The organism is Clostridium sp. TW13, from assembly GCF_024345225.1.
Taxonomy (GTDB): domain Bacteria; phylum Bacillota; class Clostridia; order Clostridiales; family Clostridiaceae; genus Inconstantimicrobium; species Inconstantimicrobium mannanitabidum.
Window position 1 is genome coordinate 2,165,662 of the sequence record NZ_BROD01000001.1, and the last position, 14,699, is coordinate 2,180,360.

12 protein-coding genes, 1 riboswitch and 1 other annotated feature (1 of these 14 running past the window's edge) are annotated in these 14,699 nt (G+C 29.3%); of the genes, 1 reads left to right on the forward strand and 11 read right to left on the reverse strand.

Annotated features, from left to right (window positions below; all coding sequences use genetic code 11):
* Window positions 1-182: a binding site (T-box leader), on the reverse strand (it extends 41 nt beyond the left edge of the window).
* 79 nt (window positions 183-261) lie between these two features.
* The 10 genes from def to OCU47_RS10750 all read right to left on the reverse strand — a co-directional run bounded on the left by def (window position 262) and on the right by OCU47_RS10750 (window position 11,315).
* A complete protein-coding gene (gene def, locus OCU47_RS10705; RefSeq protein WP_261828591.1) occupies window positions 262-729 on the reverse strand; it encodes a peptide deformylase in 468 nt (155 codons plus the stop codon).
* A 67-nt stretch (window positions 730-796) separates the two neighbouring features.
* Window positions 797-1,630 (reverse strand): hypothetical protein, encoded by an 834-nt coding sequence (locus tag OCU47_RS10710; RefSeq protein ID WP_261828592.1) that lies wholly within the window; start codon window positions 1,628-1,630, stop codon window positions 797-799.
* Between the two features lie 110 nt (window positions 1,631-1,740).
* Window positions 1,741-4,113, reverse strand: coding sequence for a homocysteine S-methyltransferase family protein (locus OCU47_RS10715; protein WP_261830618.1), 2,373 nt, complete (start codon window positions 4,111-4,113; stop codon window positions 1,741-1,743).
* Window positions 4,106-4,792, reverse strand: a complete 687-nt coding sequence (locus OCU47_RS10720; RefSeq protein WP_261828593.1) for a methionine synthase — start codon at window positions 4,790-4,792, stop codon at window positions 4,106-4,108. Before OCU47_RS10720 ends, OCU47_RS10715 begins: the two co-directional genes overlap by 8 nt.
* Before the next feature lie 8 nt (window positions 4,793-4,800).
* Entirely contained in the window at window positions 4,801-5,256 is a 456-nt protein-coding gene (locus tag OCU47_RS10725; RefSeq protein WP_261828594.1) for an S-ribosylhomocysteine lyase, read from the reverse strand.
* Between the two features lie 30 nt (window positions 5,257-5,286).
* Entirely contained in the window at window positions 5,287-6,183 is an 897-nt protein-coding gene (metF, locus tag OCU47_RS10730; protein ID WP_261828595.1) for a methylenetetrahydrofolate reductase [NAD(P)H], read from the reverse strand.
* Between the two features lie 269 nt (window positions 6,184-6,452).
* Window positions 6,453-6,566, reverse strand: a riboswitch (SAM riboswitch).
* Between the two features lie 63 nt (window positions 6,567-6,629).
* Window positions 6,630-7,583, reverse strand: coding sequence for an MraY family glycosyltransferase (locus tag OCU47_RS10735; RefSeq protein ID WP_261828596.1), 954 nt, complete (start codon window positions 7,581-7,583; stop codon window positions 6,630-6,632).
* 213 nt (window positions 7,584-7,796) lie between these two features.
* On the reverse strand, window positions 7,797-9,464 hold the full coding sequence (locus OCU47_RS10740) for a B12-binding domain-containing radical SAM protein (protein ID WP_261828597.1): 1,668 nt from the start codon (window positions 9,462-9,464) through the stop codon (window positions 7,797-7,799).
* Window positions 9,439-9,957 (reverse strand): hypothetical protein, encoded by a 519-nt coding sequence (locus OCU47_RS10745; RefSeq protein ID WP_261828598.1) that lies wholly within the window; start codon window positions 9,955-9,957, stop codon window positions 9,439-9,441. The genes OCU47_RS10740 and OCU47_RS10745 overlap by 26 nt, the downstream gene beginning before the upstream one ends.
* A 68-nt stretch (window positions 9,958-10,025) precedes the next feature.
* A complete protein-coding gene (locus OCU47_RS10750; protein WP_261828599.1) occupies window positions 10,026-11,315 on the reverse strand; it encodes a PQQ-dependent sugar dehydrogenase family protein in 1,290 nt (429 codons plus the stop codon).
* 203 nt (window positions 11,316-11,518) lie between these two features.
* Here OCU47_RS10750 and spoVB point away from each other — a divergent pair, with 203 nt between their 5' ends.
* Window positions 11,519-13,030, forward strand: a complete 1,512-nt coding sequence (gene spoVB, locus OCU47_RS10755) for a stage V sporulation protein B (RefSeq protein ID WP_261828600.1) — start codon at window positions 11,519-11,521, stop codon at window positions 13,028-13,030.
* A 56-nt stretch (window positions 13,031-13,086) separates the two neighbouring features.
* On the opposite strand, the gene OCU47_RS10760 is transcribed toward spoVB, so the two are convergent.
* Entirely contained in the window at window positions 13,087-14,697 is a 1,611-nt protein-coding gene (locus OCU47_RS10760; RefSeq protein WP_261828601.1) for a putative polysaccharide biosynthesis protein, read from the reverse strand.
* Window positions 14,698-14,699: the final 2 nt, after the last annotated feature.

The window sequence follows — 14,699 nt, forward strand, 5'->3', positions numbered from 1 at the left end:
AACTTTAAAAATATAAAGTCATCTCTTACCTGTAACGTAGGTTAGCGTTTTATCCTACTTTAAAATTTCAGATAAACTTCTCATAGCCGTCTTTCATCTAAAAGTTTCTTATGAGGTTTCCACCATTCCTCACTCTCTTTAAATACTCCTATAAAGACTACTCTGCTACTCACAGAATTTAAATATTGATATCATTTTAATACTCAAATTCCATTTTGTCAACAACCTTATAAACTTTAAAGAATAACATTTAACGTAGATTTATTCTTCAACTAATTCATACATCTCAATAGCTCTATCTACATACATTATTCCTTCAAGATGATCTATTTCATGACAAAAACATCTAGCAAGCATACCTTCAGCCTTATATGTTTTTAAAACTCCATTTTCATCTAATGCTTCAACCACTACTTTTTTAGGTCTTTCTACTAAACCTTCATAATTTACATAGCTAAGACATCCTTCATAATCCTGTTCTTTCCCTTGTGCTTTAGTTATTACGGGATTAATAAGTACAATTGGACCAGATTCATCTCTTAAATCAATAAAAACAATCCTTTTATTGATACCTATTTGTGGTGAAGCTAGGCCAACTCCATCAACTGTATATAACGTATCTTTTAAATCTTGAATTAAAGATTTTATTTCTTCATCTATTTGTTCAACTGGCTCACAAACTTTTCTTAATCGTTCATCACCTAATTGTATAATCTTTCTTACTGCCATAATATAATATATCTCCTTTCATCTCATAACATATATTATATTATGGCATATTAATTAATTAATTTCATTAAAAATCTTCATCAATTTTTTCTTTTTCTTTTTCTTCTGATATTTGTTGGTCCAATTCTTTTTCTTTTGCCTCAGAATATCTAATACCATTTTTTATTAAAATGAATCCTATAAATATTGCAATTAGAGCATTTATAGCAATATTAAAAAAGTACTTTATATAATTAACCATTTCAACATTCCCGAAATAAGCCAAAACTTCAGATGCTGCATATACTATGGCATATAAAATTAATAAAACTCCGGCAACAACACATACTTTTTTACATTTTTCATAAAAATCTTTTATCTCAAATAGATTGTTGTTTACCTCACTTTCTTCAGCTCTATATAAGTCCAATACACTTAAAACTATCAATAGCATTAGCGCTATTGTAAGTATTTGCAAATTAACAACATTGGCTATTACATAAATTAAAAAAAACAATAATAATAAACTCTTTCCTTTGTTTACCTTTCCTAAAAAAAGATGTCCAACTCCTGGTATTATATTCAAAATCATTCCTATAAGCTTTCTATCTCTCTTTTCTTCAGCTTCTTCATCATTTATATCTATTTTTCCTGTAAAAATATTTTCAAAGCACACTATGGCATCCATTATTGAACACACATAAAGTATCCAGCAAAAGGGTTGAATTATACTTGATACACTAAAACTTTGAAACGATAGTATTGATACACTATTTTCACTGTTATAATGCACGCTCCTTATTAAAATATAGAATATGATTTGCGCCAGAAGAAATATTCCTCCCCTAGCTCTTAACCCAATATAAAAATGACCAAACCCAGGGATTAAAGATGCCAAAATTGTTTTCTTTTTAGTTTTCATAATAACTTCCTCCTATCTCACTATAAGAAGATTATAAAATCTAAAGCTTAATAAAAATCACTATAAAACCTTAAAATTTTCTTAACATACACATATATTTATAATTAATTCTACTCAGTATATACTATTTTAGCGATTTCAACAGCTTCTTTAGCATCTTTGGCATAATAATCTGCCTTTATCATTTTAGCGTAATCTTCATTAAGTACAGCACCACCTACAAAAACTTTGCAATCTATATTATTATCCCTCAAAGATTTTATTGTTTCCTCCATGCTCTTAACTGTAGTAGTCATTAATGCACTCAATCCTACAAGTTTAACCTTGTGTACTCTGGCTGCTTCTACTACATTTTCAATAGGTACATCTCTACCAAGATCTATAATTTCATATCCGTAGTTTTCCAAGATTACCTTTACAATGTTCTTTCCAATATCATGTATATCCCCTTTAACTGTAGCTAAAACTATTTTCCCTTTTGAAATACTTTGGCCACCAGTACTATTAAGACTTTCTTTTAAAACTTGAAAAGAATTCTTAACTGTTTCTGCTGAACCTATTAACTGTGGCAAGAAGATATATCCTTTCTCATAATTTGCGCCAACTATATCAAGGGCTGGTATAAGGTCTTCATTAACTATATCAAGTTCCTTCTTAGTCTCTAGTAAAAGTTTTGTAGCTTTTTTTGCATCTTCTTTCATTCCCTTAATTATTATATCCTTCAAAGATAAAGCTTCCCCACTCTTGGCAATTTTAGGTTCCTCTTTATTTGTTGAAAAATGCTTAATATAATTTTTTTCTTCTAAATCTTCCATACTTAATACTTTAAAAGCTTTTATTGTGTCCATAATTTCTTGACTTTTAGGATTTATTATTGGCAAGGTCAATCCATTATTTAAGCACATTGTTAAAAATGTTCTATTTAAAAGCTCCCTGTTTGGTAATCCAAATGATATATTAGAAACTCCCAATACAGTCTTTAATCCCAGTTCATCTCTTATATATCTTACGGCTTTGATTGTTTCTAAAGCTTGTTCTTGTTGTGCCGATACTGTTAATGTTAATGTATCTATAAATACATCATTTCTATTAATGCCCAATACCTCTGCTCTCTTGACTATTCGCTTCGCAATAGCTACCCTTTCTTCAGCTGTATTAGGTATTCCATTTTCATCTAATGTAAGTCCAACCACTGCTGCCCCATACTTCTTTACTATTGGCAAAATTGTAGATAAACTCTTTTCTTCTCCATTTACAGAGTTAACAATTGCCTTTCCATTGTATACTCTTAAAGCTGCTTCAATAACTTTAGGGTCATTAGAATCAATTTGAAGTGGGGTGTCAGTAACACTTTGAATTTCTTTTACTACTTTAACCATATATGTTACTTCATCTATTTCAGGAAGTCCTACATTTACATCTAGTATATCTGCCTCAAGTTCAATTTGAGAAATTGCCTCTTTAATAATATAATCAATATCATTATTCCTAAGAGCTTCCTTAAAAAGCTTTTTGCCAGTAGGATTGATTCTTTCGCCTATGACTTTTACCCCATCAATATTTACAACCTTAGAAGCACTGCAAATCTTAGGACTATATGTAATCTCTCTTTGACTCACAGCTTCATTCTTAATAAGATCTTTTAAATATGCAATATACTCCTCAGTAGTTCCGCAACAACCACCAACAATGCTGACACCCTTCTTAACAAAACTTAGCATACTTTGACCAAACTCTTCTTTTTTTACATTAAAAATCGTTTCTCCATTAACACTAATTGGTAATCCTGCATTTGGTTGTACAATTACAGGACTGGTAGAACTTTTTAAAATAATATCTACTACTGGCTCTAATTCTTTTGGTCCTAAAGAACAATTAACACCTAATGCATCTACATTAAGTCCATTTAAAGTTAAACACATTGCTTCTGGTGATACCCCAGTAAATGTTCTTCCACTCTTTTCAAAGGTCATGGTACATATTACAGGTTTTTCAGAGTTTTCTTTAACGGCTAATACTGCTGCTCTTGCTTCATTTAAATCTGTCATAGTCTCAATTATATATAAATCAACACCATACTTTTCTCCAAGTAATACTACTTCTTTAAATATTTCATAAGCTTCGTCAAAGCTTAATGTTCCCATTGGTTCTAAAAGTTCTCCAATTGGACCTATATCTAAAGCAATATTTGCTGATTGATTTTCATTTCTAGCTTCTTTTGCATTTTCAATAGCCGCCTTAACAATCTCCTCTAAAGAATATTTTGATTTTTCAATTTTCAATTTATTAGCACCAAATGTGTTGGTAGTAATTATATCGCAGCCTGATTGAATATATTTTTTATGTATATCAATCACTGTTTCTTTATTATCAATGTTTAGTTCCTCTGGAATATGCCCACCCTTAAGTCCAGCCTTTTGAAGCATAGTCCCCATTGCTCCATCAAATAAAAAAATTCTATCCTTAAAATCTTTTTTACTTATTGCCACAACTTTTACCACCTTTCCTAAAATTACAACTATCTTTTAATCTACAATACTCGCAGCCTCTTTTTGTCTCTACAGGCTTTTCATCTGAAACCCACCCCAATATTGCAGTAACAGATTTTCTTGGGATAAGTATATTATGACTATTAAGGTTTAGTCCCAAATACTTTGGAGTTTCTAAGCTTGTTACAATACCTCTCTGACAATCTAAAGTCAAATCACCATATCCAGGACTATACCTATAATTTAGATTTCCTCTACTTGCCACCTTATCTCTAATTGTTTTCTCCACAGCATCACAAACTTCTTCAATAAGAGTAGTTGCACATGCATCTAAAATCAGTGCTTTTTGCATATCTATTTTTTCATAATATCTTATTCTTAAATCCACGTTATTTCCTAAAGTAGCTGCCATTACTATAGCCGTCTTGCTATTTTGCAAATGTGCTGTTATACTATGTCCAGCTAAAGAAATAGAGCTATTTTCTAATTCAATAACTCCATCACTTTGCTTAATATTATATTCTTTATAAATAAACCTGATTTTACTTAATTCCCTTATCTCTTTTCTTAATTCATCTATTAAACTATGAAGAGAACAGTCAATTTCCTGTCCTCTATAGCCTAAATATCTTAAGACTTCCTCTTTATTTACTTCAAAGTCTCTTCCATCCATTAGCTTACCTATTCCCCATATATATTTAAGTTAAATCCTTTATCAAGTACTTCCTTAGCATATTCTTTAGCACCAAACAAAGATAAATCTCTATAGTTACCACATTGTAAATCATTAGCTGCTGGAACTTCCTTTGCTTCAAGAACTTTACCTAAGGCTTTCTCTAATGCTGCTTTAAGTTCGCTAGGCTCTCTATCCCCAAAAAGGCTAATATAAAAACCTGTTCTACATCCCATTGGTGACAAATCAATTATGCCCTCTACATCTTCTCTTAAATAATTTGCAAGTAAATGCTCTAGTGCATGAATTGCTGCTGTTGGAATGCTCTCTTTATTAGGTTGGCAAAATCTTAAGTCAAACTTTGTAACTGAATCTCCTTTAGGTCCTTGTAATACACAGCATTTTCTTACATAAGGTGCTTTAACCTTTCTATGATCTAATTGAAAACTTTCTACTTTTTCCATAATTTAATTCCTCCTAATTTTTAAAACAATTTATACAATTTCTTTTTCTTCTTTGCTATTAATAGCATCTAAAATTGGTCTTACAGTTTCTGTTATTTTTTTTGCCACGTAAGGTTTATTCATAGTATATAGATGTATACCTCTAGCCCCTGAGGATACCAAATCAATTATCTGATCTATCGCATAAGCTATACCTGCTTCTTGAAGAGCATCTGGATAATGCTCATACTTATCAATAATTTTTAAGAATTTATGAGGCAAACTTGCTCCAGAAAGAGCCACCATTCTTTCAATCTGTTTTCTATTGGTTACAGGCATTATACCAGCTTCTATTGGAACCTTTATATTCTGCTGATAGACTCTATTCATAAAATCATAGTAAGCATTATTTGAAAAGAACAATTGAGATATAAAATGATCTGTCCCTAATTCTTCTTTTAACTTCATTATCCTAACAGACTTTTCTAAGTTTTTGCCTTCCACATGTCCTTCAGGATAGCAAGCTGCTGATATTCCTAGATTGCTCTGACTCTTTATATACTTTATAAGATCTGTGGCATAGTTAAAGCTGCCATTAGCACTTCTATCTATAGGTATATCCCCTCTAAGAGCCAAAACATTTTCTATATTTCTTTCTTTTAAACTCTTAATAACCCTGCTTATCTCCTCTTCAGATGAACTTATACATGTTAAGTGAGCAATAGCCTCAATATCATGTTTTTGTTTGATAATTGAAGATAATTCTAATGTTTTACTATCTGTAAATGATCCACCTGCCCCATAAGTCACACTTATAAAATCAGGTCTAAGTGAACTAAGTTCCTCAATTGTGCTATATACTGTACTTATGTCAGAAGTCGGTTTTGGTGGAAATACCTCGAAAGACAAGGTAATTTTTTTTTGTTTGAAAATATCTCTAATTAACATATCTTCCCCCCAAGTAATTAATCTAATAACCCAAATAAAAAAATCACAGGCGACTATGGAGCCGAAGATTTTTTTTACGCATCTGCCTTTTCGAACGAACGTGAGAAAAACTTGGCAGGCGAATATAATTTCTTTTTTATTCTTTTTCCATACGCAACCTAATCAAATAACCTTTTATATAAGTTGTACACAAATTTGATTTTATTATAGTATTCTAAAGAATAAAAAAAACCTAAGGATATCCCTTAGGTTCAAAACTTTCAGTGACATCTTTATCTTTCAGCTATTGCTGCAGGAGTTAGCACCTTATTCAAATTCAATGTAAAATTTAATTAGGTTGCTGGGTTTCATAGGGCCAGTCCCTCCACCACTCTTGATAAAATTTATTTTGTTGCTATTATTATATAGCGTAAATGTCATTCTGTAAAGAAAATTTAAAATATTTTTTAGTGATTTAAATATAATATCACTAATGAAATTAAACTTAAGCAAACACTCAATAAACAAATATATGTCACTACTTGCCTAGTATTTAATCCTCTCTCCTGAAGTCTGTAATGTATTTGACTTCTATCAGCCTTATATATCGGCTTTCCTTCTACGTATCTTTTTATTATTACAAATATATTATCAAATATAGGAACTCCCAATGCTAGAAATGGTATTAAAATCGATACTACTGTAGCTTGTTTAAACGCTCCATCTAAAGCTATTATAGCTAAAATAAAGCCTAAAAAATTAGCTCCTGAATCTCCCATAAACACTTTTGCCGGATGCCTATTATATCGTAAAAATCCTATTGTACTTCCAACTAAAATTATAGACATCATAGCAGAATCTGTCTGCCCCTTAGCTAAAGCCACTACAAACAATGTACTACTAGATATAGCAGTTATACCTCCTGCAAGTCCGTCCATACCATCAGACCAATTAATTACGGTAGTAACACCAAACATCCAAGTAATACTCAAAATAAACTGTAATGCTTTTGGTAATACTACGTATGCACCATTAAAAGGATTTGTTATTCCAGAAAAAATCATTCCTGATTTATACAAAATTATCGCCGCCAAAATCTGGATAATAACTCTTGGATAAATCTTGAACTCTTTTCCTTTAGTTTTATAATAATCGTCAATTACTCCAATAAACATTACCATAGTTGTAGTAATTACAACTGCAATATTTTGCGGCTCTTTTAACCCAAAAATAACTAAATATAAGATAATAAAAGATAGATACATTGCTATACCACCACATAATGGCATAGGTTTATTATGCTTCTTTCTTGATGTCGGTTTATCTGTAAAACCAATCTTATGTGAAAATTTCATAAGCATAGGAGTTATTATTAGTACTATTAGTAGAGAAATAATAAATGCATATAAATACTTAACCATAATATTCTCCTCAATTTTTAAATAATTTCCTTTATTATTATATAAGATAAATAACTATTATTAAAGAGTTATTTATCATTAAATATAATTATATTATTAATTTTTAACATTTTAATGAATTTTATAATAAGTTTTTCTTACATTTTAAATAAAATTTAGCAATAACCTTTGTAAAACTTAAAATCATAAAGATAATTGTTGCAGATTTATTTATTACTTGATAAATTCTGCTTTTTCATCATTTTCTTCATTAAAAATCAAATAAAAATCTTTTTTACTTATGAAGTTATCTTGAAGATATCTATTTACATCTATTTTGAATTTTTCAATATGAAATTTATTATAAGGCTCCTTACCTCTAAGAATTTCTTTAATTTCTTTCTCTTCTTCCTTTTCAAGACATCTATCTAAAAATGGAGGAAGCCATCTTTTTTTATTAAAGCAAAGGTAGTCATATTTTATTAATTCATCTAAAACTATTTGCTCTTCCTCATTTAACTTTTCTGCTGCAAAATCGTGAATCACCTTATAATATTCTACATTACCTATACTTCTATCAAAATAACCACTTTGATCGTAAAACTTTGATAATTCATAATAAAAATCAAATGCTGATTTAAACTTAGGCTCTAAGAATCCTAGGATTGAGTTAAACTTTCCAGAATTATAGTACCTATCTACCATTTCTTCTACCTTCTTCAACATTATCATTTCCTCATAACTTACCTTATTGCTTTTTAATATTTCATATGGTGCATAAGGTGAATAACTCATTCCCCATCTTTCAGCCTCTTCACGCATAGAAGATCCCTTTAGTAATTTTAAAAAGCCTAATTGAATTTCTTCAGGTCTCAATGAATGAACATCATTGAATGACTTTTTAAATGATTCTACATCTTCTCCTGGTAACCCAGCAATTAAATCTAAGTGTTGTTTTATATTATTTCCTTTCTGTATTCCAAAAACTTTTTCTTTAAGTTTATTGAAAGTAACATATCTTTGTATATTCTTTAGCACCTCTTCGTTCGTTGTTTGAACTCCAACTTCAAATTGAAATCTATTTTTAGGTGCTTTATTAAGCAATTCAATTTCATCGTCCTTAAGCAAATCTGCAGACAATTCAAAATGAAAAGTTGTCTTAGTATCTTGTTCCATTAGAAATTTCCATATAGACATAGAATAATCATGCTTACAATTAAATGTCCTATCTACAAACTTTACAAGTCTAACTTTTTTCTCTATAAAATACATTAACTCACGTTTTACTCTCTCTACCTCTAAAAATCTTACTCCATGATCTGTAGAACTTAAGCAATACTTACAACTGAACGGGCAGCCTCTAGAAGCTTCATAATACACTATCTTCTCTCCTAACTCTTCATCTGCCTCATAAGGAAATATTAATGTATTCATATCTAAAGCTGGTCTTACTGGATTTTGTACTACTTCGTCACCATATCTATAAGTCAAACCTAAAATATCATTTAAGGATTTATTTTTCAATTTATATTGAACAAATTCTCTAAAAGTCTCTTCACCTTCGCCAACTATAACATACTCACCTGGATTTTCATCAAGCACCATCTTACTGTCATAACTTACTTCTGGCCCACCATAAAGAATTTCTATATCGGCATCCACCAATTTAATTAATGCTGCTAGTTTTCTAACATATTCCATATTCCATATGTAGCAAGAAAATGCTACTACATCAGCCTTTTCACTTATTATTTCTTCCAAAATTCTTTCTACTCTATCATTTATAGTAAATTCTCTAATTTTACACTCTGCTTCTAAATCTTTAGTATATGCTTTTAAATATCTCACTGCTAAATTACTGTGAATATATTTTGAGTTAATTGCTGTTAATAATATTTTCATCTTTCTTTGTTCCTTTCATTTTTGCTTTAATAAAAATAATTTTTTCGCTAATCTTAGTTTCCTCTATTTCAAAGTATTTATCAACTATAGATTTAAAATCTCTTTCTTTATTTTCACAAAAAATATTCTTATTTGTATAGTTAATTAGCTTTATTTCATTATTAGGCATCAAAACCTTTATTGGAATTTGTAAACTTTCTCTTTTTTCTTTTAACACATCCCAAAGATAAATATACCCATCCTCTCTTAAAAATTTACTTGCTTTTTTTAAAATTTTTTCTTTTCCTCTTGTAGTATTTATTTTACCAATTGTTAAAAAGCATACACAACTATTAAATTTATTATCTTTAGGCAAATCATACTCTTCCTCAATATAATCTATGCTAATTTCATCTTCAGCATATTTTATCACATTATATATTATATTGTAATTATCTTTACTTATATCAATTACATCCCCATTGAACAAATACTTAGACATGTCTATTATCATGCAAAATAACCACCTTTAAATTTTATAACTATTTAGAATATTTTACCATAAAACTAAAAAACTATCCATTATTTGGATAGTTTTTCATTCATTTTTTTGCCTTCTATAAAAATTACTCCAGCAAGTATTATTCCAATAAAATAATATACTAAAATATTTGAATTGTTGCTATTTGCATTACTCTTGTTAAAAATATTATATATAACACCCTTTTCGCCATCCAACATATAGATTGATTGATTTACATTTTTTAAATCTACTATCTTACTTCTTTTATTTAATTTTAATATTTTGAATGGGAGTCGATTGTTTTTAAGAATGTCTAAAGTACTATCTTTCTTATCATAAAATAAAACATTATCTTTATATATATCGTTATTTAATAGTGTCATACAAGATATTGAATTAACATCTTTGTGTTGATACAATGGTGATTTTGGGTTTTCTGTCATATGATTTTGAAGCAAAAAATTTACCTTTTCCTCATTTACTCTAAATCTAGGAGAAGTTACTGGATCTCCTCCACTAAAATCTGGCCAACCAAGCCAATCTCCCTCTTTGATTTCGTATATATAATCCTTATCATTTGAAATAGGTCTTATACCCTTTTCCTCCATCCCTGATACTGCAGCTATCAAGTTTCCATCACTTGTTATACCAAATCCAATAACATTTTTAATTCCGCTTGCAAAAACTTTTATTTTATTATTTTTATCTATACTCAATATGCAAGCATTAGCTGGTAGAGTCCCATTTATTTTCTCACCTTCACTTACACTCTTACCTATTGGACTAAATGCTCCAGTATTATATTTACCAAAAACTTTGCCTGTTGAATATAAATCTATAGGAGTTCTATCATAAACTTCTTGCCCAAAAGCCATTTGTTTATCTTCAATAATTCCAGAATTACTAACTGCTCCAATTGAAAGTAAAACATTTTCTCCATTAACTAGCAGTTTGCATTCATTCTCTTGTCCCCTTATAGGAATATTATTTAATAATTGTTTTAGCTTCTTAGTATCTATATCAAAACTAAATAATGTATTTCCTTTTACCATATAAATAATGCTGTCTTTTAATACCATATCTATAATGTTGTTTTGCGAATCAGAATATAAAGTTTCAATCTTTCCATCCTTTTTTAAATATAAAATTTTATCCTTCTTTGCAATTATAAATTCACCATCCTTATTGACATCAAAGGCTACTGAATTCTTTATTCCTTTTATACTAATAGAATAATCCATTTTCTCATCATCAAATTCAATGCCTGCATAACTAATAAAACCAAATATATAGCAAGCAAATAAAAAAGAGAGTACTATCATAACTGCAACTTTAAATATTCTCCTCATTTCTTTCCCCCATGAAATTAGTTCTATATATTAATACTAAAATCTTTTAAAAATAATTCCCTCTATACTTGCTTAAATTAAAATAATTTTAAAGAATATTTTTTTATTATTTGAATATTCATTAATTAGGCATGTGAAAACAAACTAGCATATAAAACTATTTACGTTCAAATGCCTTAGTAAAAGCTTTATGGAGGATTTATATGGTTGAGAAAGACTCATTTTATAAAAATACATTTATGCTTACCTCTGGAAATATAACTGTAGGGATTTTAGGCTTTATTTTCTCTGTTTATCTTTCTAAGGTACTAGGCTCAGAAGGCATGGGGTTATATAATCTCGTAATGCCTGTATATAATTTATTTATTGGACTAATGACTGCAGGCATAGTTGCTGCTATATCAAAAATTTCAGCTGTATATTCTGAAAAAGGTGATTATAGCAATTTATTCAAAAGTATTAAAACAATAACTCTTTTCAATTTATTTTGGGCTTCAGTAGTAGGTATTGCTGTTTTCTTTGCTGCTCCTGCCATAGGAATGATATGGATCAAGGACCCAAGAACTATACTTGCAATAAAAGTTACTTGTCCTGCTATGATATTTATTGCTCTTTCAAACATATTAAAGGGATATTTCTACGGAATTTCTGAAATTAAAATTCCTGCCTTTATAGATATTCTAGAAAAGTCCATGAGAATTTTAGTTATCTCACTGCTAATAACAGGTTTTGCTACTGATACTCTTTCAAGTCTTGTTTGCGCAGCATATATATCCTTAGCTATAGGAGAATTGCAGAGTTTATTGCTTTTATATTTATATTATAAATATAAGTGTAAACATACTGTTTATATTAAGACTAAAACTGAAAGTAAATTTCAGTTAACTTTTGATATACTTATTATTTCTTTACCTCTATGTTTAAATGCCTTCTTGAATAATGCTTTCTATACATTTTCAGCATTAATAGTTCCAAGACGACTTTTAAGTGCTGGATTTTCATATAGCATTGCTCTTGAAATGATAGGTAAATATTCTGGCATGGCTCTACCTGTGGTTTTTTTCCCTTTAGTAATAATAAATTCTTTAAATACAGTTTTAATTCCAGACTTATCGCAAACCATGAGCAAAAAAGACTATTATTCTGCTAATGCAAGAATAAAAAAAGTATTATTAATTGTTTTTTTAATTGGTATAGGTTCTATAGTTGTATGTAATTTAATTCCTAATTATCTCGGAAAAATTTTATTTAATAAAAACGACTTAGGTAATTATATAAGAGCAGCCTCAATTGCTGCACCTATAGCTTTTACTTCAATGACTATGTTTGGCATTTTGAATGGTTTATCAAAACAAAAAATAATTTTAAGAAATGCAGTATTAACTGAAACATTAGAATTGTGTTGTTTATATGTCTTAACAGGAATTCCTTCCATAAATATTTATGGATATGCTATAACAGCTTGTATAATATCTAGCTTGAGTTTACTTCTTAACTTACATGAAGTTAAAAAAACAACTAATTTCCAAGTATCTCTTTCAAATGTAATTATTTATATATTAGTTGGTTTATTTGTATACTTTTTAGCCAAAATTACTTTGCCTTTACTTTCATGTGTTCATCCAATAATAACAAGCTTAACTATTATATGCATTGTGTATGGCTTAATAGGTTTATTTGCTATAAAATATTCAAAAACGCTGGACATTAATTAATATTTATTTAAATATAAAAAAGCTATCTTAAACTAAGATAACTTTTTTATATTTTCCTATTTAATTTTATTTTTCAGCATAATAGGCAGCATATTATAGATCTTAGGTGATACTGTATCTAGATCTTTTTTAGTTATTGCCTTTAATATCACCATCATACCAAAGTATGCAATCACACCTATGAGTATCACTATACTTAAAGGAAATAACTTAAGAATACCTCTTAACCCAATTTTAGCACTCAATCCAAAAATAACATACTTACTTATAAATATCACTGCATACATAATCAAACTACTTATAAGAGGTTTTAAAGATAATTTAATAAGCGACAATTTTGTTTTAATACTGTGCGCTATTCTTGCTTGATTTATAAACATTGGCACTACAAAACATAGGTATCCACCAAATACTGCTCCGTAAATATTAACCCCTCTAATTCCAACTAAAACATAGTTACATATTATTTTTAATATAGTACCTATTAACAAAGATTTTACGACAAAAAACAACTGATTTGTTCCTTGCAAAACAGCTGACTGAGTCTGAACTATTGCCATAAAAATAACGACAAAAGCTCCCCAAGTTAATAAAATTGCTCCTTGCTGTCTAAATCCTAATACCTCATATATCTCTCTGCTTAATACACTTAAGCCAAAAGCTGATGGAATTATTATCATCAAAGTTATTCTAAGTGCCATTCTCACATTATATCGTAGCTCCTTGCCACTTTCTAATGTATAACTTTTAATTATCTTTGGCAACATAGCTGTAACTACAGCTGTTATAATAACTAAAGGAACATAATAAACAGTTTTATATAAACCTAAAGTTCCATATAACGCATCAGATTGCATTTCACTAAAACCTGCTGCAAATCTCAATCTTCCACTTATAATAAACGTATCTACTACTGCTCCTAAATTTTGCATACCTGCACTTAAAGTTATTGGAAAAGCATAGGATAAAAGAGTCTTTAAATGTTGCTTATTAGAAACTAAAATTCCTGTCACATCATTTTTTCTCGCCTCTCTATCCAATTTATTCTTAATAAAGGTCCTCATAATTATTATGATAGCTATGATTCCACCAACAGAAGTACCAATAGTTCCGCCAGCACCACCAAAGTTGTACCCATACTTAATAAATAAAGCTGCAAAAATCAAACTTACTAAAACATTAAAAAACTGCTCTAGTACTTGTGATATTCCTATAGGAGTCATCAAGTTCTTCGCCTGTAGATATCCTCTGTAAGAACTCAACACAGCAGTAATAGCTATAGAAGGTGCTAAAGCTATTAAACCTACATATATTCCCGGACTACTTGCTAAATTAGCAATAGGTTTTGCAAATACTACTAAAGCTACTGTAAAACTACTTCCCACTAAAAACAATGTATTTCTTGCTAAGTTAAAGGCCCTTAGGGCATCTTTTTCTTGGCCTTTAGCTGATAACTCAGCTACATATTTAGACACCGCTGTTTGTGTTCCAAGACTCGTTAGAGCATAAATAAAAACAAATACTTCATAAATCTTCTGATATGATCCATATCCTTCAGGGCCAATTATCTTTTGTAATATCGGTACATATAATAAACTTAATAGTTTCGCCAATATTCCTGCTATTGACAATATTAAAATTCCATTTTTAGTTGACTGTTCTTTCATAA

Bases quoted from the DNA above. Each gene is read 5' to 3' on its own strand.
- OCU47_RS10720 (WP_261828593.1), bottom strand. From the start codon at position 4,792: ATGGATGGAAGAGACTTTGAAGTAAATAAAGAGGAAGTCTTAAGATAT.
- def (WP_261828591.1), bottom strand. From the start codon at position 729: ATGGCAGTAAGAAAGATTATACAATTAGGTGATGAACGATTAAGAAAA.
- OCU47_RS10725 (WP_261828594.1), bottom strand. From the start codon at position 5,256: ATGGAAAAAGTAGAAAGTTTTCAATTAGATCATAGAAAGGTTAAAGCA.
- OCU47_RS10735 (WP_261828596.1), bottom strand. From the start codon at position 7,583: ATGGTTAAGTATTTATATGCATTTATTATTTCTCTACTAATAGTACTA.
- OCU47_RS10710 (WP_261828592.1), bottom strand. From the start codon at position 1,630: ATGAAAACTAAAAAGAAAACAATTTTGGCATCTTTAATCCCTGGGTTT.
- metF (WP_261828595.1), bottom strand. From the start codon at position 6,183: ATGTTAATTAGAGATATTTTCAAACAAAAAAAAATTACCTTGTCTTTC.
- OCU47_RS10750 (WP_261828599.1), bottom strand. From the start codon at position 11,315: ATGAGGAGAATATTTAAAGTTGCAGTTATGATAGTACTCTCTTTTTTA.
- spoVB (WP_261828600.1), top strand. From the start codon at position 11,519: ATGGTTGAGAAAGACTCATTTTATAAAAATACATTTATGCTTACCTCT.
- OCU47_RS10760 (WP_261828601.1), bottom strand. From the start codon at position 14,697: ATGAAAGAACAGTCAACTAAAAATGGAATTTTAATATTGTCAATAGCA.
- OCU47_RS10745 (WP_261828598.1), bottom strand. From the start codon at position 9,957: ATGATAATAGACATGTCTAAGTATTTGTTCAATGGGGATGTAATTGAT.
- OCU47_RS10740 (WP_261828597.1), bottom strand. From the start codon at position 9,464: ATGAAAATATTATTAACAGCAATTAACTCAAAATATATTCACAGTAAT.